The sequence below is a fragment of the Paenibacillus sp. S02 genome (assembly GCF_019454065.1).
In the GTDB taxonomy this organism is placed as follows: domain Bacteria; phylum Bacillota; class Bacilli; order Paenibacillales; family Paenibacillaceae; genus Paenibacillus; species Paenibacillus polymyxa_B.
Map to the genome: position 1 here is coordinate 5,513,177 of NZ_CP073682.1, position 20,760 is coordinate 5,533,936.

Sequence of the window (20,760 nt, forward strand, 5' to 3'; positions counted from 1 at the left end):
CTCCTACAAGCTTGCACAGCCGCAAATCCGAACCACTCTGATTTGTTTTGCGCCTGCAATTTATCATAATAGTGTAGACCCTGCTATAAAACAGTCGCAACAAGCCTGATTAAGACTGAGCGCTTGCCCCTGCAACGATTTCCGTAATTTCCTGGGTAATAGCCGCTTGACGAGCCCGGTTATAGGTCAAGGAAAGCTCACCAATTAACTTGGAAGCATTCTTCGTAGCAGATCCCATCGCCGTCATCTTCGCTCCCAGTTCACTAGCTTTACCATCCAGCAAAGCGCCGTAAATGAGCGTTTCCGCGTAACGCGGCAGCAATACTTCCAGCACTCCTTCTGGTGAAGGCTCATACTCATAGTTAATTGAGGATGAAGCTGTAGCTGAATCCGGTGTTGCCATTGGTAACAGACGGTCAACTGTTGGAATTTGAGTCAATGCGTTGACAAAGCGGTTATAGCATAGATAAAGCTCATCAAATTCTTTAAGTTCAAAGCCTTGTACAGCCTTGCTTGCAATTGTTTTGATATCTGCAAAAGCAGGTGTATCCGACAGATCTGTTACCGATTCAGCGATAGGAAATTCACGACGTCTGAAATAATCCCGTCCTTTTCGCCCAATGATGAAAATCACAAATTCATCCTGTGAACGGTGACGTTCAGAAATCGTCTGCGTAACCTGTCGTAAAATATTGGCGTTATAACCACCAGCCAGACCACGATCAGATGTAATGATGAGATAAGCAGTCTTTTTAACCGGACGCGTTTCCAGCATTGGATGCTTGATGTTATTCGCTCCAGAAGCAATGCTACTCACAACTTCCTTAAGCTTTTCCGAGTAAGGACGAGCCGACTCCGCTTTCTCCTGAGCTTTTCTCAGCTTGGATGCAGCGACCATTTCCATCGCTTTCGTGATCTGCTTCGTACTCTGCACACTTTTAATCTGACGTTTAATCTCGCGCATACCTTTTGCCATGATTTCACCACCTTTAAGCTCCAGCAAAGCCAAAGCTAACTTCGTAAGCAATCCCTTAGCTTGGGCCAAGTCCAAGCACTTCGTAAGATTCAAATCCAGCCGGACATATGTTAAAGGGCCTGTTATTGAGGGTAAAACATGCCAAGGAAGCCAAAACCCGGAGGGCACGCTTCCTTAGTACATCTTTCATCATAAACAGGCAAATTCCAATGTATTAAACCGACGTGGCGAATGATTTTTTGAATTTCTCGATAGCCGCCTTCAAAGCCGCTTCGTTATCAGCAACCAAGTCTTTCGTGTCGCGGATAGATTGAAGCACGTCCTGATGGTCAGACACCATGAAAGACAGGAAGTCTTTTTCAAAACGTTTTACATCCGCTACAGGAATATCATCAAGGAAGCCTTTTACAGCAGTATACAAGCTCACTACTTGTTGCTCTACAGCAAGCGGTTGGTTAACACCTTGTTTCAGAATTTCCATCATGCGTGCGCCGCGATCCAGACGAGCTTTTGTGGATTTATCCAAGTCGGACCCAAATTGGGAGAACGCTTGAAGCTCACGATATTGAGCAAGATCCAGACGCAGGGAACCTGCTACCTTTTTCATCGCTTTAATCTGAGCTGAACCACCTACACGAGATACGGAAATACCTACGTTGATCGCCGGACGTTGCCCTGCATAGAACAAGTCAGCTTCCAAGAAGATCTGTCCATCCGTGATGGAAATAACGTTGGTTGGAATATATGCAGAAACGTCGGAAGCCTGTGTCTCGATGAACGGCAATGCGGTTAGTGATCCTCCGCCCAACTCATCATTTAGCTTCGCTGCACGTTCCAGCAAGCGAGAGTGAAGATAGAAAACGTCACCCGGATATGCTTCACGACCCGGTGGACGACGCAGCAACAGGGACAGTTCCCGATAAGCTGACGCTTGTTTAGTCAAGTCATCATAAACTACAAGGACATGCTCGCCTTTGTACATGAAATACTCACCCATGGCGCAGCCAGAGTAAGGAGCAATGTACAGCAATGGTGATGGTTCGGAAGCAGATGCCGTAACGACAATCGTGTATTCCAGCGCACCGTGACGACGCAATGTTTCAACAACTTGAGCTACCGTGGATTGTTTTTGACCAATAGCGACATAAATACATTTCATGCCGTTACCTTTTTGGTTCAAAATTGCATCAATTGCGATAGAAGTTTTACCTGTTTGACGGTCACCAATGATCAACTCACGTTGACCACGACCAATCGGAACCATCGCATCAATAGCTTTAATCCCCGTCTGCATAGGCTCATGTACCGATTTACGGGCCATAACGCCTGGAGCCTGACTTTCAACCGGACGGAATTCTGTTGTAGCAATCGGCCCTTTACCGTCTACTGGTTGTCCCAGTGGGTTAACTACACGTCCGATCAATGCTTCCCCTACAGGGACCTGCATGATCTGACCTGTACGTTTTACTTGACCGCCTTCACGAATGTCGGAGAATTGACCCAAAATAACAACACCGACATTGCTTTCTTCCACGTTGAGCGCCAAGCCCAATACGCCAGTGTCGAATTCAACCAATTCACCGGCCATAACTTTTTCCAGTCCGTAGACGCGGGCAATACCGTCGCCGACTTCAACAACAGTGCCGACTTCAACGACCTCGATATCATTTTTATATTGTTCAATCTGACTTTTAATCAATGAACTGATTTCCTCAGGTTTGATACTCAAGTGTGTTCACCCCTATCTTCTATACTCGTCTGTTAAAGGATTTCTCGAGACGATCCAGCTTGCCGGCCAGACTGCCGTCGTACAGTGTATCGCCGATAACCACTTTCAATCCGCCCAGCAGACTCGGGTCCACTATATTTTCCACACGGATTGTTTTATGTTCACGGGCTCCGAATTCCTCGGCTACCGCTGTTTTTTCCTGATCACTTAAAGCATAAGTCGAATACACCTTTGCATGAGCAAGTCCCAGCTTGTATTCCTGAATATCGAGGTATCCGGCAAGGAGAGATTCGAACAAATCTGCTCTACTACGCTGAATCAACAACTTGATCGTGTTAATTAGCGAGGCAGAAAGCTTGCCTTCAAAACTGTTAGCCAGAACTTGAAGCTTGACCGCTTCCGTAATGTTAGGAGAATTAATGAATTTACGGATTTCAGCATCCCCCGATACAGCCTCTACAAAAGCACGTAGCTCCTGCTCGGTTTCCATAATGGTCTGTTCCTGCTCTGCCACTTCAAACAAAGCTTTCGCATACCGTTTGGCTACTACCGTATCCCGGCTCATGCTTTGCCTCCTACCTCTTTAAGGTATTGGTCGACAAGCTCTCCCTGGACTTGGTCTTCCTTGATTTCCTTTTGAATCAGTTTGGAAGCAATTTGTACCGAAGCTTTACCCACTTCGCTGCGCAGTTCGGCAACCGCCTTATTACGCTCGCTTGTGATTTCACGAACAGCTTCGTCTTTCAGGCGGACAGCTTCGTCTTTAGCCTGAACAATAATTTGCTCCGCTTGTTTGTTACCTGTTTGTTTTGACTGCTCAATAATGTCGTACGCTTCCTTACGTGCCTGCTGGAGAGCCTGCTTTTGCTCCTCAACATAAGCAGCAGCCTGTTCACGCGTCTGTGCCGCTTCATTCATTTGCTGTAATACAAGCTGACGCCGCTTCTCCATAACGGAAAAGAGGGGGCCGAATGCATAACGCGTCAGTAACCAGTACAAGATCAAAAATGCAATGATTGTGAAAACGATACTTGTCCAATTTAAACTCAATTGAAGTCACTCCTTTCCGGTGAACGTCGGTTCTGGATCTTTCATGTTCAAACGAACAAAGAAGGCGCGGATGGCTGTGCCTTCCCCGCCAAACCTTGCTTCCATTCAATTAAGCACCTGCGTAGAAAATGAATGCCAGAACGACCCCGATGATTGGCAGGGCTTCGACCAGACCTACACCGATAAACATTACCGTTTGCAACGTTGCTTTTGCTTCAGGCTGACGAGCGATACCTTCAACTGTTTTACTTACGATCAGACCGTTACCAATACCTGCGCCCAAAGCGCCCAAACCTACTGCGATTGCAGCTGCGATATATGCCCAAACTCCCATTTTAAAAAATCCTCCTTAGTGATGTGTATTTGTGTTTTACATGTATTTGCAGTTAAGAGCGAAGCGTACTCCTGAACTTAACTAAAAACCGGAAAACGAGCTTGTCTAATGCTCTTCTTCATGCGTGTCAATGGACTGCGAAATGTATACAAACGTCAGAATCGTGAAGACGAACGCTTGAATACTGCCGACAAAGATACTAAATCCTTGCCAAACAACGAGTCCCAATACGGAAGCAATCCAGCCTCCTACACCAAGTGCTGTCAATTTCAGCAGAACACTGATCAAAACCTCACCGGCAAAAATATTACCGAATAGACGCATACCATGTGTCAACAGTTTTGAGAACTGCTCAATCAAGTTAATTGGCAAAAAGAAAGGAAATGGCTGAACGTAATGCTTGAAGTAAGCTTTGGTATTACGGAAGATCCCCAGGAAATGAACCAGGACAAAGATCATCAATGCCAGTCCAATGGATACCCCTGCATCTGCGGTAGGTGATTTCCACCAGCTGATGCCTACATGGGCAGCTTCGCCCGGGTGAGACGCCTGTGCTTGTTCTAATGCTTCTTTGACTGGAATGATTTCATGTCCAAATACTTGGGCACTTTGCACATTATCGAATTCGGTCACAATCCCGAACGGTAAGCCCAGCATATTTCCCACGAAGATGAACATGATCAGCGTCATCCCCAAGGAGAGGAATGGCTTCCCTTTTTTCAAATCCATCGTGCTGGTAATCAGTCCTTGAACGAATTCTACGACCCATTCCATAAAATTTTGCAGCTTGCTTGGATTGTCCACAGACAAATTGCGCGTTGCAGCAAATGCCAGTCCAAATACAATCGCGCAGGTCACAATCAGCATAATAATGACGGACAAGTCAATGTTAAACCCGCCCAATTGGATAATCGGTGATTCATGCAACATGTTTTCTCACCCCTTTCTCAGTTGAGCTATCATTTTTCCTGAAGCGCGAATATGATGCCTATAATTAACAGAAGAAATTGCCCAGTCACCAGGCTTGCCATTACAGCGATCTCATGGAAATAGGCCGGAAATTCTATCGCCAGCACCACTGCCAAAATTGAGGTCCCTAATCGAACGCCAAAGCCAATACCAAACACTCTCTTCTTTCTTTCACCGGCGGCCGCACTCGCAACCTGTCGAATTTTGTAGGCCATATACAGCACATTTAGACAGCTTACTCCCGTTCCCAGAATGATTCCGTGAGCAATGTCACGGTGTTGGGGCATGAAGGCGGAGACCAGGAAACACAGAGCCATAATACCAAGCGCTACGATCCATAACATTTTTTGCATACGGGTCATCTCATTCATGGTTATCCCTCAGTACCTTTCCGATCACAAGGGCAATACTTAATGCGCCTACAACCAAGCCTGCGAGAACGCTTACGCCAATCCAAATTCCGGATCCACCAAGTTTGGCATCAATCCATTTTCCGGCATAGAAACCACCCAGTGTGCATATCGCCAAATCAATGCCGATCGCGCTCACCAGTCCTATAGCCTTGAAGGCATTTCCGGTGTTATTTCGGTTGTTGTTTTGCTTGGAAGGTTTGACCACTTTTCCATGTCACCCCTGCAATTCCAGTCCATTTTACTTAAATATAAGATGCTTTGTCAATTGAGATATTTTAGCGCCCTAAAGTATAAAATCAAACGACAAAGCATCTTAAATTGCTGTATCCCTTGGTAACCGTACAGTTTAACTGTATGCTTGCCTTGTAAAGAATAATTATATCGGACGAACACCTTTTGTGAACATTGTGTGAAATTCTTCAGGACGTTCGGATTGAACACCATAATGGTGCAAAATCGCATTGACAATTCTTACTGATGCTTGTCCATCGCCGTAAGGGTTCGCTGCCTGACTCATAGAATCGTACAACGCGGAGTCTGTCAAAAGTGCCTTGGTCCGATTGTACACGTTCTCTTCACTCGTACCCACCAGTTCCAAGGTACCCGCTTCAATTCCTTCCGGTCTTTCAGTCGTATCACGCAGCACCAGAACAGGTACTCCGAACGAAGGCGCTTCTTCCTGAAGCCCACCGGAATCCGTAAGGATCAGATGTGTATGTGGGTAAAAATTGTGCAGATCCACAACATCCAGCGGATCAATCAGCTTAATACGCGGATGGTTGCCTAAAATCTCAAATGCAGGTTCCTTCACAGCCGGACTCGGATGAACCGGATAAACAATAGCGATATCCTCAAACTCATCCGCAATTCGCTTAACCGCATTAAAAATCTGACGATGCGGTTCCCCTTGGGATTCCCGGCGATGTGCTGTCATGAGAATCAGGCGTTTGCCCTGAGCCCAGTTCAGTACGGGGTGCTCGTAATCCTGGCGAACCGTATACTGAAATACGTCAGTTACTGTATTTCCTGTAACATATATTCGAGATTCAGGTTTGTTTTCCTTCCGCAAATTTCCAGCTGATAAAGAAGTAGGCGAGAAATGCAGATCAGACAGCACGCCTGTGAGCTGACGGTTCATTTCTTCAGGATATGGAGAAAGCTTGTTCCACGTCCGCAAACCCGCTTCCACATGCCCTACTTCAATCTGCTGCATAAAGGCTGCATAGCTGGCGAGGAAAGTGGTCAGCGTATCGCCGTGAACCAACACGATATCGGGCTTGGCCTCACGCAATACAGGTTCCAGACCTTGAAGTACCCGTATGGAGATTTCATTCAGTGTCTGGCGATCCTTCATTACGTCCAGATCATAGTCAGGGTGAATATTGAAAACTTCCAGAACCTGATCAAGCATCTGGCGATGTTGAGCCGTAACGCATACCACGGACTCGATATGCTCCGGGTGACGCTGAAGCTCCAAAATAAGAGGAGCCATCTTAATCGCTTCCGGACGCACACCAAAAATTGTCATCACTTTGATTTTGGACATTTTCTGTTGAACCCCTTTTCATAATAAATGTCCGCTTCACAGATCTTCCATTATTCAGAAAAACGACCTGTCATAACGTCCATAGATTTTGCCGAACCGCCAAAGGCAGTCTACTTGGTTCCGTACAAGCGGTCTCCCGCGTCACCAAGACCCGGAATGATGTATCCATGATCATCCAGACGCTCGTCCAGTGCAGCGACATAGATGTCTACATCAGGATGCGCATCCTGCACAGCTTTGACTCCTTCAGGAGCAGCAATCAGATTCATCATTTTAATTTGAGTGCAGCCTCTCTTTTTCAACACATCAATCGCCGCAATTGCCGAGCCACCCGTTGCAAGCATCGGATCAATCACGATCAATTCGCGCTCTGTTACATCTGTAGGCAGCTTCGTATAGTATTCTACGGGTTGCAGCGTCTCAGGATCGCGGAACAGTCCCACATGGCCTACCTTTGCTGCAGGCAGCAGCTTTACTACGCCATCCAGCATACCCAAGCCTGCACGCAGAATCGGAATAAGACCTAGCATACGTCCCGAAATCACTTTACCTTCTGTCTCAGCAACTGGTGTCTGCACCGTAATGCTTTCCAGTGGGATATCCCGTGTGATTTCATAAGCCATCAATGTTGCTACTTCATCCACCAGCTCGCGGAAATCCTTAGTGTTGGTCCGTACATCGCGGATAAATGTAAGTTTGTGTTGGATCAAAGGGTGATCGCAAACCACCAGTTTCGCCATAATATATTCCCTCCGGTATTATCGTCACGTTCTTTCGCGCCAGCATATCGAACTACCCTGAGTCGAAAGGATCTATGTAACCTATTTGTACAAACCAAATAAGCACAGATGCAATGCGTGCCTGTAAATCCTGTTTATTATAACATTCCCTTGATTGATTTAACACCTGCCACCACAACCTTTTGTCAAGGGAAAGATATGACATGTAAAATACTTAATAGGACCGCTTTAGGTGTGACTTTTGTCACATAAAAAACACATCAAAAAGGCCCTGACGGCACTTGACCGTCAAAGCCTGTGGACTTTAAGCTTCCTGCCCGAGCTATAGCCTTTGCATCCTCTTGCATCATTCTTTATCTATACTTCAAATTGTCCCATGCTTCCTGAAATTGCTGAAGCATTTCATCCTTCGTGATCACCCCTGCGATATAGGCTTGCATACTACTGCTTAAATCCTGATTCAGTCCCTTCGGGAAGCGTTGGAAGTTCCAGCTCCATATCTTGCCTTCCCTCACGTGCCTAGATATTTCTGCACCTAGATCGCCTGTCGTCTCGTCACTGGACGTGATACTTTTGAAGGCGGGAACAAACTTAAATTCCTTGGTGATATAATGCTTGCCTGTTTCTGATGTGACCAACCAATTGAGGAATTCTTTTGCCTCCTGCTTCACAGGCGAATTTTTGTTGACCACCCAGTTCGAGGCTACTCCCACAGCGAGTCTACCTCCTGTGGAGGGATCATTGTCTATAGGCGCAGGCAGAATACCCAAATTCAAGTTAGGATTAATTCCATCCATTTGCGGTTGCGTCCAGTTCCCCTGGTGCATCATAGCAGCCTTACCTGTCGAAAACAGTGTCACTTGTGTATTGTAATCCGTCGTGAGCGGATTGCGGTTCCCATATTTTATAGTTAGGTCAAGCAACTTCACCCACTGATCGAACACGGGGTTACCGGGGATGCGAGCCGTTCCTTTGTTTAAATCCGCAACATAACTTTCCGGGTTCGGCTGTCTGGCAAACGGGATATTGATAAAATGGTTCCCCAGAACCCACCATTCCGCATACCCGTTAGCAAAAGGTATAATCCCTGCCGCCTTCAGTCGCTTGGCTGCTTCCTCCAGTTCATCTATCGTCTGAGGCAGTTTGGTTATGCCCGCTTTTTTGAACAAATCCTTGTTATAAACAAAACCAAATCCTTCTAGGTTCATAGGCTGTCCATAAATCTTACCGTTAACCGTCATCGGCTTACGAGCGAAATCATCCAGATCCTTCACCCATGGCTGATCCGACAAATCCTCCAAGTACTCCAGCCACGTATCGCGGTCCTGGTAGCCCTCATTTGTAAAAATGTCCGGCTGATCGCCTGATGCGAATTTAGCCTTCAACGAAGCACCGTAGTCCGTACCACCACCGACAGATTGGATATCCAGCTTGATGCCCGGGTGCGTTTTTTCATATTCTGCCTTCAGCTTATTTAGCGGTTCCGAAATCTCTACTTTGAATTGATAAATGTGTATCGTTTTCGTCTCACTCTGTTGAGCCTTCGTATTTCCACAACCTGCAAGTGTACATGCGAGCAGCACCATCAAGGAGATGACAAATAACGCTGTTTTTTTCATCGGTTTTCCCTCCCTTCAGCCTTTGACCGCACCGGCTGCAATGCCAGAAACGATGTATTTTTGCATCACCAGAAAAAACACAACAACTGGCATGATCCCCAACACCAGGGCTGGCAACGCCAAGTCCCATTGCTTGGTGTACTGACCAAACAACATATAGGTTGCAATCGGAATGGTGCGCAGCTCAGGATCATTCAAAATGAGCGAAGGCAACAGATAGTCATTCCAGATCCATAAGGTATTCAAAATAAGTACGGTTACGAACATAGGCAGCAGCAGTGGACAAACGATGCGAAAGAACACCCCATACCGAGATGAACCGTCCACTCTTGCCGCCTGCTCGATCTCAATAGGTACCGTTTTAATAAAGCCATGAAAAAGAAAAACGGATAAAGGCGCTCCAAAACCCAGATAACATAAGATCAGTCCCGGTATACTGTTGTTCAAGCTCAATACGTTGGACACTTCCATAAGCGGCAACATAATCGATTGAAAGGGAACTACCATCGCAGCCACAAGCAAACCGAATAGGAACCGATTAAAAAGAGTGTCATGCCGAACCATCTGGTAAGCGGCCATCGAGCTGATTAGCAGCAAAAGCGCATTACTGACGATCGTGACAATCAGTGAATTCCCCAGTGCTGTGGGAAAGTTTATTTTATTCCAGGCGTTAGCATAGTTTTCAAAACGGAATGTTGTCGGCCACGAAGCGGAATGGGCCAAAATGTCGCCAAAGGATTTAACGGAGTTTACGAGCAAAAAATAGAACGGAACCAGAAAGATTAACCCGATCACAATAAGCAATATTTCAGCAGCCCATGTGCCCAAACGATAGTTCGACGTTTTTCCCATTACATTTCGACCTCCTTTTTCTTCGTGAGACGCACCTGAATGCTGGTAATGATGGCAACGACCACAAAGAAAATCATAGCTTTGGCCGTCCCTAATCCAAGTCGATTATTTGTAAACGCTTCATTATATATGTCCAACGCTACAGACTCTGTCGACTTGAAAGGTCCCCCCTTCGTGAGAGCCAAATTCAACTCAAATACTTTAAAGGACCAGGATATCGCCAGGAACAAGCAGACGGTCACCGCTGGCATAATAAGTGGCACTACGATATGACGCAAAATCTGTCTTCGGCTCGCACCGTCGATTTGGGCCGATTCAATAAGGGCATGCGGAACATTATTTAACGAGGATATGTAAATAACCATGAGATAACCTGCATATTGCCATACAAACACAATGACAGTTCCCCAAAAAGCAGTTGGCCCATCACCCAGCCACGGCAGTTTAAAAAAGGAAAGCCCTGTCGCCTCTCCTACCGCAGAAAAGCCGCGTACAAATATAAATTGCCAGATAAAGCCGAGCAGCAAGCCGCCAATCATATTGGGCATAAAAAATACAGTTCGCAGTGCATTACGGGTACGCAACGGTTTGGTAAGTGCATAGGCTAGGAAAAAGCCAATCAGGTTTGTCAGAATGACACCACATACGGTAAACCGGACCGTAAACCAGAACGCATTACGGAAATCTGGATCATCCCTAAAAATATGAACGTAATTCCCCAAGCCGAGCCATCGGATATTTTCAGATACTCCATCCCAGTTCGTCATGGAATAATACAGCCCCAGCAGGAACGGAATGACCATAATCAAGACGAAAAACAACGCCATCGGTCCTACAAATACGATTTGCTGCAATAATTGCGCGGATTTTCTTTGACTCAATGCAATCACTCCTTTGTCGTTGATCATGAAGGAAAGCGCGCCATAAACCCTTACTGTAATCGCTTATTACCCAAAAATGTAAGTTTCGAGTCGTTCGGAAGCAAAAAAAAGGCTGTTCTCCTCCGGCTTACGGAAGGAAAACAGCCTTTAACATAAAGATTATGAATGTTGATGAATTAGTATTGAGTTCCTGGATAGATCGGGAACTTGTCTGTCAATTCGCCAACCGCTTGGCTCGCTTTGGACAATACAGTATCATCTTTCGGATTTTTAAGGGTTTCGGCAATGATTTTACCGATCTTGACCATAGCCTCTTCATCCATACCACGAGATGTTGCAGCAGGTGTACCAATACGAATTCCGCTTGTTACGAATGGACTGGTCGGGTCAAAAGGAATCGCATTTTTATTCACTGTGATGCCCACGGAATCCAATACATGCTCCGCTTCTTTACCTGTGATATTCAAATTGCGCGTATCCAACAGCATCAGATGGTTATCCGTACCACCGGATACAATGTTAATCCCCTCAGCCAGCAGTGTTTCAGCCAGCACCTGTGCGTTGCGGACTACGTTTTGCGCATAGGTTTTGAACGATGGCTGGAGCGCTTCACCCAAAGCAACCGCTTTGGACGCGATCACATGCATCAGTGGCCCCCCTTGAGTACCAGGGAAAATAGCTTTATCAATCGCTTGCGCCCATGCTTTGCGAGTCAGAATCAGACCCCCACGCGGACCACGCAGCGTTTTGTGTGTCGTTGTTGTTACAAATTGGGCATGCGGAACTGGACTTGGGTGAATTCCCGCTGCCACGAGACCTGCGATATGTGCCATATCCACCATAAACAGAGCGCCTACATCATTGGCAATGGAAGCAAAAGCTTCAAAATCAATAGTACGCGGATATGCACTCGCGCCAGCTACAATCAGACGAGGACGGTGCTTGAAGGCTGCCTTGCGCACTTCATCGTAGTCGATGCGGAAGTTGTCTTCACGTACACCGTAAGCAGCAAAGTTATACAACAAGCCGGAGGCGTTTACCGGACTTCCGTGTGTTAAATGGCCACCATGCGCCAGATTCATACCCAGTACAGTATCTCCAGGTTTGAGAGCTGCCAGATACACCGCCATGTTGGCTTGTGCTCCAGAGTGAGGCTGCACGTTAGCATGCTCGGCGCCGAACAGTTCTTTTGCGCGGTCACGTGCGATGTCTTCAACGATATCTACATGCTCACAGCCACCATAGTAGCGTTTGTTCGGATAACCTTCAGCATATTTATTTGTCAGCACGGAGCCCATAGCTTCCATTACTGCTTCACTGACAATGTTCTCGGATGCGATTAGCTCGATATTGTGGCGTTGTCGTTTCAGTTCAAGTCCCATTGCTTCCATCACTGCCGGGTCACTTTTACGTAGGTGTTCCATCATGATTGATTACTCCCTCTCCATAGTCAATTGTTGGGTATACAAGCAAACGCCTGCTCCTCTGTTGGGTACCTCATCATCAATGCAAAAAAGATTAGTACAAACATGCCGCCATGCCAAATGCTAATCGCAGTTTCCGCCGACTTCTTGCTCCAGACTGTACACCGCCCGTTGTCCGCCAATAAGTGGGGGACGGGTGATCGCTGCTGTCACACGTGCTTCGCCAATCCAGCGAAGGCTTGGGCGAAACGGAACAGCAATGGGTCGCAGATGCATGCCAATCAGCGTTTCGCCGATGTCTATCCCGGCATGAGCCTGCACGTTCGCCGCCAAACACGCGTCGCTCATAGAACGATAGGCGACGGTAGCCATAGAGCCTCCTGCTGTACGAACAGGAACAGCTGCAACCTCCATCAGTCCCAGTCGCTCCAGCACAGCCCGTTCAACGACCAGCGCTCGGTTCAAATGCTCACAGCATTGAAACGCCACATCAAAGCCATACTCCCTGCGAACGGACTCTACTCCAGACAACAGTTGCTGAGCCACATCGAGCGCTCCCGCCGTACCAATCCGACTTCCAGCCACTTCACTTGTGCTAACGCCAATAACCAGCAGGCGACTAGCCTTGAGACTGGCTGCTTCTGCGATTTCCCGCACGACAGAAGTGGTCTGTGCTTCCAGCGGAATCTCATGATCTAATTGTTCCACCATTGGAACCTCCTTTGGTTGAACAGTCTCTCAGAGACTAGGCACGGTCTCATGCCCCAAGTTCAACACACTCTCTCCTGATCACAATCTGACTATATTATAGCCGATGTTTCAGATTTCGAGCAGAAAAAATGGAAGAACCTTTAATGGAATCAACTCTCAGCTAAAAATCTGGCATAACTTGTATATGAAAAAAAGAGCAGTCCACACCTATGTGGAATTGCTCTTTTGCCCAGGCGACCGGCCGTATCTCCGATGCTCCATCGTGGTTAATCCCACTTTTGTCGCCAGTTACATCGGATTCTCATTTTTCCACCTTATCTTAACGGATTAACCGCCGAAAATCAACAGATTCCGTACAAAACAGATGAGTAATACCAATTTTATTCGGAAGAAGCCTTTAGCTTGTCCAGCAGCTTATGCAGCGCCGTACGGATTTCCGCAGCTGTGACATCGTAGTCTTCCCGCGAACCGCCAAACGGATCTGAAATATCAAAGCCCGGAATCCGTTGGTGTAATTCAATCATTCGTTCACGCTCCTGCGCCGATAGCTCTTGTCCGAGTGAAGCCATCAACTGCTGTGAAGCATATAAACCATCCAACTCCTGTACATCATTCAACACCGCATCCCGGTTCTCCACATATTCCTTAAGCGTAAATACTTTGCCCGCCGTTTGGGGAAAGCGCTGAATTACGTGCTGTTTATGTCCTTGCGTCAAGGTTAAGATCAGATGCGCCCACCCAGCAAGCCCGTCGCTCAAAGGGGTTGAAGTGATCTGATCGGATATATCATGATCACGTAGAACCGCCTCTGCATGTCGGGATATCGGCGTGCCTTCCATCGCGGCTACTCCCGCAGAACGCACTTCCAGTTCTAGCCCATGCTCAGCAGCCAACTTACGCAGCATCCCTTCAGCCATTGGACTGCGACAGGTATTCCCTGTGCATACGAATAAGATATTCTTCAACGTTTTCACCCCCCGTATGTTAAAAAAATATATAAACAGAGGATTACTATAATTCTAATCCCTTACTATAATCCTGCATTTATTTTACACTGTCTACGCTAAAATCAAAACATAAACATAAAGCCGAATGCCAGCAAAATGGCACCGCCCACTGCTTCTCCATAATCTCCTAGATTGCGGCTGACCTTGCGACCCAGCAGCAGACCCAACATCGCCATTGCTCCCCCGCAAAAACCAAACGCCAGAACGGACAGCACCAGATCACTCTGGAACATACCTAGTGACACTCCTACAGAAAATGAGTCAACGCTCACCCCAAGTGCAAACAGCAAAAGGCCTAAAGGCGAACGATGATCCAACACCTGTACGCCGTCCCCTTTAAAGGAATTATACACCATATGCCCGCCCAAAAGGATGAGTAGCCCCCCTGCGAAGTAGGCCGTCACATGACCTAATAAAGAACTCATATAATGGCCTGTGAACATTCCCAGCAATGGCATCAGAATGTGAAAAAAGCCAATAACCGTACTGATGCGCAGCACGTCTCGCAGGCGTATCCCCTTCATGCCGATCCCTACGCCCAGCGATAACGCATCCATTCCTAGCGCTACCGCCATGATCAGAATCGTTACAACCTGCCCGGCATGGGCAGAGGCTGCCAGCATACTCCATCCCTCCATTATCCGTCTGTTCTTGTACACGTTATGCGGACAAGGGGCAAATCAGTACAAGCATACACTGAAAGTACCCCATACCGAGACGAGGAGGGAGGAAAATTTAATATAAGAGGCTCTGATTCGACAGAAGCTACAAGCGGACGATTCGGTGACCTGCCGCTTTAAGCAGGCGGTTCATGACGGCGTCTCCCAATCCTTTCGGCGGACAGGATTCCGCCAAAATGTAGGTGACGCCGTCCTCGTCGCAGCGGCGCAGCACGCCGTACAGGCGCTGCGCTGCCTCATGGAGCGCGTCCAGCTTGCCTAGCGTGTAGACGCGTTCTCCGGCGTAGCCGGCGGCATGCTCGTCGAACGCGAGCACTGCCGTGCGCTCCCCGCGCGCGGAAGCCTCCGCCAGCGCGGCGCGAATCCAGCCCGTCACCTCAACGGATGACGGGCCTTGTACCACGCTCAAGCGGCCTCGCGGCGCGTAGTGCGTGTACTTCATGCCCGGCGAGCGCGGCGCCGGGCTGTCCGCGTCTTCCCCGGGCGTAGCAGTCAACGCCGGGTCCAGCACGACGGCGCGAGCAACCGCAGCGAGCTGCTCGGCCGTCACGCCGCCGGGGCGCAGAATGGTGACGGTTCCGTCGTCACCCGCCTGCACCACCGTGGACTCCAGTCCCACCCCCGTGGGACCTCCGTCTAAAATGCCGCCGATGCGGCCCTCCAGATCCTCCCGCACATGCTGTGCAAGGGTGGGGCTGGGTCTTCCCGAACGGTTGGCGCTTGGCGCAGCCAGCGGACAACCCACTTCAGCGATCAAACGAAGCGCTATCGGATGATCCGGCATGCGCACACCGACTGTATCCAGCCCGGCTGTCACACGCGGTGATAGTGCCTGCGGCACTACCGGCAATACGAGAGTCAGCGGTCCCGGCCAAAACATATTCATCAGCGCTCGGGCTGTATCGTTTATTTCTACTACCATACCCTCTAATTGAACAGCATCAGAAATATGTACAATGAGCGGGTTATCGGAGGGACGTCCTTTGGCAGCGAATACCGACTCCACCGCTTTTGTACTACGAGCATCGGCCCCCAGGCCGTACACGGTCTCCGTAGGAAAGGCTACCGTCTCTCCAGCTTGGAGGAGTAAGGCGGCCTCGCGTATGCCCTTTTCCGCCGCGATCCGAGTCTGTTCATCCCAAATTTCGTCAGAAACATCCCCGTCAGTGTTGCTCACAGGAACCAAACATCTTACATCCCACCATTGGGTATGGGAAGACTTCAATGCCTGCTTCAGCTCGCGAATTCCCTGTTCATCTAGCTTTTGCTCCGATTTTTCCTTTTGCACAAATTTTCCGCGCAAGTCTTGCATTTGATTCGATTTATCGCTCATATCAGATCATCCCATATCTTATTGTCATATACAGGCCAGTGATTTCGCCTGATCCTATAAGGCTACTTTGAAAGATTAGTTCATTTGGCTCTGCCATGTGTATATCTATCGTAAGTTCCATTATAGCATATGGGGAAACTTACACTCCTCAACGTTTAGGCAAACAAGCCACTCACCCAGTTACACAGTCCCGTAAGTGCATCCCACAGAAAAAAACGTACTTCCGGCTCCTTGTCAGTAGCATTCGTCCGACTATCTCCATGATTCGTTTTTGCTGATACCGTTTGTGCCGCTGCTTCCCCACTGCCTGCATCAATAAAACATAGCGGAGGAAACAACACGCACCACCAATTTTGCCCTTTTCCTTGCCCCAGCGTAACCCGAAGCGCTTCATAATTCCCTGCTGGGTAGACCAGACCACCGTACATTTTTGTCGGGAAAGGTACGCTCGCCAGTTCCACCTGATGATCATACGCAATGCCGCGACGAGCCAGTTCCATACCTACCAAACGGTCAATTTCAGGTAAATGAGCATCAATCAATGATCTCGCTTGGTCTAAGCTTTGCGGGTTTTCCAGCTCACCCACCCAGGCATTCATCTGCTGCACAATAGCGTCCCGTATTTCACGTTTAACCAACTGATCCTCCGGGCGATCCGAATTGGCCAAAATACGCAGGCGAATGGAATCATGTGGAATCACTTTCAGCCCTGCTGTAGCCACTCCTGATGCTAAGGTTCCTCTTGTTCCAGTGGTCATAGCAGCATCCGTCTTTTGACCTTCCCAAGACATCATTAATATCGAAATACAAAATAGTATCATTGCGGCTTGCTTTACCCAACTTCTCATTTTTGTCCCCCCAAACCCAAACTCTATCATGTCTATCAGTCTGTCCGGTTTGGGAGAGTCTAAACCTATGATTCTTGTAAAAGATTCAGGACCACTTTACAGATTTTTTTAATAATACCCTCAAATCATGCTACACCAAGCTTCTGACCCTCACCGAGGAATATGAAAAAGCCCAGATTTCACAATCTGGACTCTCTCGTTGCACCGTTTCAACTCACACAAATACCAATCATTATCTAGCCACATTCCACCTGTACTAGGCTTTTTTCGCCTTCGTCAAGCTTAGTCTGGAAGGCTGTGGCAGATCATCCTCCAGCTCTTGGCCGTGCACCTTAATACTCATAACCAAGCCGATACTAGCCATGTTAATAAGCAACGAGGTACCACCATAACTTATGAACGGGAGCGTAATCCCCGTAAGCGGCATAATGCCCAGAAACGCACCAATATTCTCAAAAATTTGGTACAGCAACATGGACACAATCCCGACAATAATATACGGTCCGGCGCGATCCCGGCATTCCAGCGAAATCAGGATCATGCGGTGAATCAAAATAAAATATAGCAATAGCAGCACTGAAGAGCCTACAAAGCCAAATTCTTCCGCTACGACCACAAAAATAGAATCCGCGTACGTATAAGGAACACGCCCGGACTGTACCGAGGTTCCATGCAAAAAGCCCTTGCCCATCATCCCGCCCGAGGCTATCGCCAGCTTGGCATTTTTGGTATGATAAGACGCCTTCGCGGTTGCCTCTTCCGGTACCAACCAAGGGTCCAAACGCTCAACCCAGTGACTACGGCCAATCCCCTTCATAAAGGAATCAATCTCATCGTGAAACGAAATATAAGCTTTAATCCCGCCGCCAACAGCGACTGCAAATACTATGAATCCGATTAACGCATGGGATGCCTTCACATTACCAATCCATAGCATACCGATGACGATGACAATGTAACCGAGCGCATTACCCAAGTCATTTTGTGCCATAACCATGGCAAACGGGACAAAGCTCACCAGAGCGACTGGAAGAACATCCTGAATAAAATACAGCTTGCTCTTGCGCTTTTTGATCAGCATATAAGTCAGAAAAATGATAAGGACCAGCTTGAATACCTCAGCAGGCTGAAGATTCAAGCCCCCAATTTTCAAAAAGCCCTGAGAGTTGTTAACCGTCCCGCCAAAAAATCCGAGACCCAACAAGAATATTCCGCCTCCATATACGTACAAGGCTTTTTTAATGAATATCCGAAAATCGACCATCGCTAAACCCAAGATCGCCACAAAACCCAATATATAATACCCGATCATCTTCTGGTAGTCATTGCCGTGCTCTGCCAAGTTCGTAGGGCCCCTACCTGCACTGTATACCGTTATGATACTAATTGCCATGAGCAAAACCAGAATAAAGATAACCGGACCGTCAATTTTTTTCAATTTCTGAAGCATGATTTCCCCCTGAGCCGTTTCTCGGTCATACCCCTCTTATTCTAAAGGAAAGACTCGCAAAAAGAAAATGCAGCACTACTCCGAGACACCTAGGACATGTCGCTCGATCCCTGCAAGGTCAGGAACGATTATAATGTTCTTCCAATGACCTGCCTGTTCCAACAGGCCAGCCACGTCTCTGGCCTGTCCCATCCCCAGCTCAAACCCGATTAGCCGGGGCGGAGCCTGAAGGAGTCCGAGCTGCTCCAGCATTGCCCGATACGGGCCAAGCCCGTCAGGACCACCATCCAACGCCATCCGCGGCTCATGGTCGCGTACCTCTGGCTGTAAGCCAGCGATGTCAGCAGCCGGGATGTACGGCGGGTTGGACACGAGAATGTCCACCGCTGTCCCCGCGAACGGCGCCAGCAGATCGCCCTCGCGGAATTCTACGGCTGCGCCGTTCGCAGCAGCATTATGGGCCGCCACTCTTAGCGCAGCGGCCGAAATATCCCCTGCTGCGACGCGCCAGCTCGGTCGCTCAGCCGCCAGTGTCACGGCAATCGCACCGCTGCCCGCGCCGATGTCAAGCGCCTGCGGAGCGCCGCTTGGCCACAGCCGATCGCCGTGCTGGAGTATCGCCTCGACGAGCAGTTCTGTCTCAGGGCGCGGAATCAGCACCGACGGCGAAACCATGAACGGGCGGCCATAAAATTCCTGCCGTCCGATAATATACTGCGCCGGTTCACCCGCAGCTTTGCGGGCTATGATCCGTTCCCACGCCTCCTTGGCGGTGGAAGGGAACGGATCACCCAGAGCGGCGTAAAACGCCGTACCTTCCAATCCGAGCACATGCTCCAGCAGCAAACGGGTATTATGCTGGGGCTCCAGAACGCCACAGCTTCCTAAAAAAGAAGAAGCCTCAACCAAGGCTTCTCTGACACTCATGTTCCGTTCCGGCGACATTCGATACACACAATCGCGTTCGTTCCCCAAAACTTAAACCTCTTGTTCCATCAAATCAGCCTGCTCTGCAATCGTGAGCGCCGATACGATTTCTTCGATCTCCCCGTTCATCACCTGGTCCAGCTTATGCATAGTTAGTCCAATACGATGATCCGTTACACGGCTTTGCGGGAAGTTGTAGGTACGGATACGCTCACTGCGGTCCCCGGTACCTACTTTGCTCTTACGCTCGCCTGCATATTTGGCTTCCTCTTCCTGACGCAACATATCCGAAATACGGGCACGCAAAACTTGCAGCGCCTTCTCCTTATTGGAGTTCTGGGATTTTCCGTCCTGACAGGTTGCCATAATACCTGTTGGCATATGCGTTACACGCACCGCCGACTTGGTCGTATTAACGGATTGTCCGCCCGCACCGCTGGAACAGAACGTATCCACGCGAATATCCTTGTCGGAAATTTCAATATCCACTTCTTCTGCCTCAGGCATAACGGATACTGTAGATGTCGATGTATGAATACGTCCACCTGATTCCGTCGTCGGAATCCGCTGTACGCGGTGTGCGCCGCTTTCGAATTTCATTTTGCTGTATGCACCGCGGCCGTTAATCATGAAAATAACCTCTTTAAAGCCCCCGAGATCATTCATGTTCGCGTCCATCAGCTCTACACGCCAGCCTTGGGTATCGGCATAACGGGTATACATCCGGTACAAATCAGCTGCGAATAGTGCCGCTTCGTCACCACCCGCTGCACCACGAATCTCAATAATAACGTTCTTATCATCATTCGGGTCCTTCGGCAGCAGCAAAATACGGATTTTTTCATCCAGCTCCCGCTTGCGAACACTTAGTTCATCAATCTCCATTTTGACCATTTCACGCATCTCGTCGTCCAGCTTTTCACCCTGCAAGGTTTTTGCAGCTTCCAGCTCTTCAACGACATTTTTATATTCGGTATATGCTTCATAAGCAGGCTGTAAATCAGACTGTTCTTTGGAATAATCTCTAAGTTTTTTGCTATCGTTCGCTACATCCGGATCGCAGAGCAGTTCGCTCAGTTTATCGTAGCGGTCCGCCAATGATTGCAATCGGTCCAACAAGCGATTCACCTCTTCAGTTAAATTAATATGAAACCAGCTTCAATTTCACTGGCTACAGCTCTTTATTATACCAACTAATTCATGAATTAGCTACAAGAAATACTGACTAATTTAGGATTTTGCAAAAATCCACACAACATGCAATACAATAA

At 48.2% G+C, this 20,760-nt stretch carries 22 protein-coding genes and 1 riboswitch; all 22 genes read right to left on the reverse strand.

What is annotated here, in order from left to right:
• Positions 1–109: 109 nt before the first annotated feature.
• The gene (gene atpG / locus KAI36_RS24490; protein WP_023990707.1) at positions 110–976 is read right to left on the reverse strand and encodes an ATP synthase F1 subunit gamma; all 867 of its coding nucleotides are present in this window, start codon (positions 974–976) and stop codon (positions 110–112) included.
• A 214-nt stretch (positions 977–1,190) separates the two neighbouring features.
• Positions 1,191–2,705 carry a F0F1 ATP synthase subunit alpha gene (gene atpA / locus KAI36_RS24495; RefSeq protein WP_013312325.1) on the reverse strand — a complete coding sequence of 505 codons (1,515 nt, stop codon included), beginning with the start codon at positions 2,703–2,705 and terminating at the stop codon, positions 1,191–1,193.
• A gap of 19 nt (positions 2,706–2,724) precedes the next feature.
• Positions 2,725–3,270: a F0F1 ATP synthase subunit delta gene (locus KAI36_RS24500; protein WP_029518507.1), complete on the reverse strand. Its 546-nt coding sequence runs from the start codon at positions 3,268–3,270 to the stop codon at positions 2,725–2,727.
• Positions 3,267–3,755: a F0F1 ATP synthase subunit B gene (atpF, locus tag KAI36_RS24505; protein ID WP_023990709.1), complete on the reverse strand. Its 489-nt coding sequence runs from the start codon at positions 3,753–3,755 to the stop codon at positions 3,267–3,269. Before atpF ends, KAI36_RS24500 begins: the two co-directional genes overlap by 4 nt.
• 109 nt (positions 3,756–3,864) lie before the next feature.
• Positions 3,865–4,089 carry a F0F1 ATP synthase subunit C gene (gene atpE / locus KAI36_RS24510; protein WP_007432750.1) on the reverse strand — a complete coding sequence of 75 codons (225 nt, stop codon included), beginning with the start codon at positions 4,087–4,089 and terminating at the stop codon, positions 3,865–3,867.
• A gap of 105 nt (positions 4,090–4,194) precedes the next feature.
• Positions 4,195–5,019 carry a F0F1 ATP synthase subunit A gene (atpB, locus tag KAI36_RS24515; RefSeq protein ID WP_013312328.1) on the reverse strand — a complete coding sequence of 275 codons (825 nt, stop codon included), beginning with the start codon at positions 5,017–5,019 and terminating at the stop codon, positions 4,195–4,197.
• 29 nt (positions 5,020–5,048) lie between these two features.
• Positions 5,049–5,429, reverse strand: a complete 381-nt coding sequence (locus KAI36_RS24520) for an ATP synthase subunit I (RefSeq protein ID WP_013312329.1) — start codon at positions 5,427–5,429, stop codon at positions 5,049–5,051.
• Entirely contained in the window at positions 5,422–5,676 is a 255-nt protein-coding gene (locus KAI36_RS24525; protein ID WP_013312330.1) for an AtpZ/AtpI family protein, read from the reverse strand. The genes KAI36_RS24520 and KAI36_RS24525 overlap by 8 nt, the downstream gene beginning before the upstream one ends.
• A 171-nt stretch (positions 5,677–5,847) precedes the next feature.
• Positions 5,848–7,017 (reverse strand): non-hydrolyzing UDP-N-acetylglucosamine 2-epimerase, encoded by a 1,170-nt coding sequence (gene wecB, locus KAI36_RS24530; protein ID WP_220026250.1) that lies wholly within the window; start codon positions 7,015–7,017, stop codon positions 5,848–5,850.
• 110 nt (positions 7,018–7,127) lie between these two features.
• A complete protein-coding gene (gene upp / locus KAI36_RS24535) occupies positions 7,128–7,757 on the reverse strand; it encodes a uracil phosphoribosyltransferase (RefSeq protein ID WP_013312332.1) in 630 nt (209 codons plus the stop codon).
• 353 nt (positions 7,758–8,110) lie between these two features.
• Complete coding sequence (locus KAI36_RS24540) at positions 8,111–9,376, reverse strand: ABC transporter substrate-binding protein (protein WP_220026251.1); 1,266 nt, start codon at positions 9,374–9,376, stop codon at positions 8,111–8,113.
• A gap of 15 nt (positions 9,377–9,391) precedes the next feature.
• The gene (locus KAI36_RS24545; RefSeq protein ID WP_220026252.1) at positions 9,392–10,228 is read right to left on the reverse strand and encodes a carbohydrate ABC transporter permease; all 837 of its coding nucleotides are present in this window, start codon (positions 10,226–10,228) and stop codon (positions 9,392–9,394) included.
• On the reverse strand, positions 10,228–11,109 hold the full coding sequence (locus KAI36_RS24550) for a carbohydrate ABC transporter permease (protein WP_076294025.1): 882 nt from the start codon (positions 11,107–11,109) through the stop codon (positions 10,228–10,230). Before KAI36_RS24550 ends, KAI36_RS24545 begins: the two co-directional genes overlap by 1 nt.
• A gap of 176 nt (positions 11,110–11,285) precedes the next feature.
• A complete protein-coding gene (locus KAI36_RS24555) occupies positions 11,286–12,536 on the reverse strand; it encodes a serine hydroxymethyltransferase (protein WP_013312336.1) in 1,251 nt (416 codons plus the stop codon).
• Between the two features lie 120 nt (positions 12,537–12,656).
• The gene (locus KAI36_RS24560) at positions 12,657–13,244 is read right to left on the reverse strand and encodes a TIGR01440 family protein (RefSeq protein WP_220026253.1); all 588 of its coding nucleotides are present in this window, start codon (positions 13,242–13,244) and stop codon (positions 12,657–12,659) included.
• Positions 13,245–13,464: 220 nt separating this feature from the next.
• A riboswitch (ZMP/ZTP riboswitch) is annotated at positions 13,465–13,546 on the reverse strand.
• Positions 13,547–13,624: 78 nt separating this feature from the next.
• Positions 13,625–14,209, reverse strand: coding sequence for a low molecular weight protein arginine phosphatase (locus KAI36_RS24565; RefSeq protein WP_029518516.1), 585 nt, complete (start codon positions 14,207–14,209; stop codon positions 13,625–13,627).
• Between the two features lie 104 nt (positions 14,210–14,313).
• Positions 14,314–14,874 carry a manganese efflux pump MntP gene (locus KAI36_RS24570; protein ID WP_023990719.1) on the reverse strand — a complete coding sequence of 187 codons (561 nt, stop codon included), beginning with the start codon at positions 14,872–14,874 and terminating at the stop codon, positions 14,314–14,316.
• A 142-nt stretch (positions 14,875–15,016) separates the two neighbouring features.
• Positions 15,017–16,264: an L-threonylcarbamoyladenylate synthase gene (locus KAI36_RS24575; RefSeq protein WP_103744770.1), complete on the reverse strand. Its 1,248-nt coding sequence runs from the start codon at positions 16,262–16,264 to the stop codon at positions 15,017–15,019.
• A 155-nt stretch (positions 16,265–16,419) separates the two neighbouring features.
• A complete protein-coding gene (gene spoIIR, locus KAI36_RS24580; RefSeq protein WP_103744769.1) occupies positions 16,420–17,112 on the reverse strand; it encodes a stage II sporulation protein R in 693 nt (230 codons plus the stop codon).
• Positions 17,113–17,368: 256 nt separating this feature from the next.
• On the reverse strand, positions 17,369–18,562 hold the full coding sequence (locus KAI36_RS24585) for an FtsW/RodA/SpoVE family cell cycle protein (protein WP_103744768.1): 1,194 nt from the start codon (positions 18,560–18,562) through the stop codon (positions 17,369–17,371).
• A gap of 75 nt (positions 18,563–18,637) precedes the next feature.
• On the reverse strand, positions 18,638–19,537 hold the full coding sequence (gene prmC, locus KAI36_RS24590) for a peptide chain release factor N(5)-glutamine methyltransferase (RefSeq protein ID WP_103744767.1): 900 nt from the start codon (positions 19,535–19,537) through the stop codon (positions 18,638–18,640).
• A gap of 3 nt (positions 19,538–19,540) precedes the next feature.
• Complete coding sequence (gene prfA, locus KAI36_RS24595; protein ID WP_103744766.1) at positions 19,541–20,608, reverse strand: peptide chain release factor 1; 1,068 nt, start codon at positions 20,606–20,608, stop codon at positions 19,541–19,543.
• Positions 20,609–20,760 lie beyond the last annotated feature (152 nt).

Coding starts and splice junctions, on each gene's coding strand:
- atpG (WP_023990707.1), bottom strand. CDS start 976: ATGGCAAAAGGTATGCGCGAGATTAAACGTCAGATTAAAAGTGTGCAG.
- KAI36_RS24500 (WP_029518507.1), bottom strand. CDS start 3,270: ATGAGCCGGGATACGGTAGTAGCCAAACGGTATGCGAAAGCTTTGTTT.
- atpE (WP_007432750.1), bottom strand. CDS start 4,089: ATGGGAGTTTGGGCATATATCGCAGCTGCAATCGCAGTAGGTTTGGGC.
- atpB (WP_013312328.1), bottom strand. CDS start 5,019: ATGTTGCATGAATCACCGATTATCCAATTGGGCGGGTTTAACATTGAC.
- KAI36_RS24520 (WP_013312329.1), bottom strand. CDS start 5,429: ATGAATGAGATGACCCGTATGCAAAAAATGTTATGGATCGTAGCGCTT.
- wecB (WP_220026250.1), bottom strand. CDS start 7,017: ATGTCCAAAATCAAAGTGATGACAATTTTTGGTGTGCGTCCGGAAGCG.
- upp (WP_013312332.1), bottom strand. CDS start 7,757: ATGGCGAAACTGGTGGTTTGCGATCACCCTTTGATCCAACACAAACTT.
- KAI36_RS24540 (WP_220026251.1), bottom strand. CDS start 9,376: ATGAAAAAAACAGCGTTATTTGTCATCTCCTTGATGGTGCTGCTCGCA.
- KAI36_RS24545 (WP_220026252.1), bottom strand. CDS start 10,228: ATGGGAAAAACGTCGAACTATCGTTTGGGCACATGGGCTGCTGAAATA.
- KAI36_RS24555 (WP_013312336.1), bottom strand. CDS start 12,536: ATGATGGAACACCTACGTAAAAGTGACCCGGCAGTGATGGAAGCAATG.
- KAI36_RS24560 (WP_220026253.1), bottom strand. CDS start 13,244: ATGGTGGAACAATTAGATCATGAGATTCCGCTGGAAGCACAGACCACT.
- KAI36_RS24570 (WP_023990719.1), bottom strand. CDS start 14,874: ATGCTGGCAGCCTCTGCCCATGCCGGGCAGGTTGTAACGATTCTGATC.
- KAI36_RS24575 (WP_103744770.1), bottom strand. CDS start 16,264: ATGAGCGATAAATCGAATCAAATGCAAGACTTGCGCGGAAAATTTGTG.
- spoIIR (WP_103744769.1), bottom strand. CDS start 17,112: ATGAGAAGTTGGGTAAAGCAAGCCGCAATGATACTATTTTGTATTTCG.
- KAI36_RS24585 (WP_103744768.1), bottom strand. CDS start 18,562: ATGCTTCAGAAATTGAAAAAAATTGACGGTCCGGTTATCTTTATTCTG.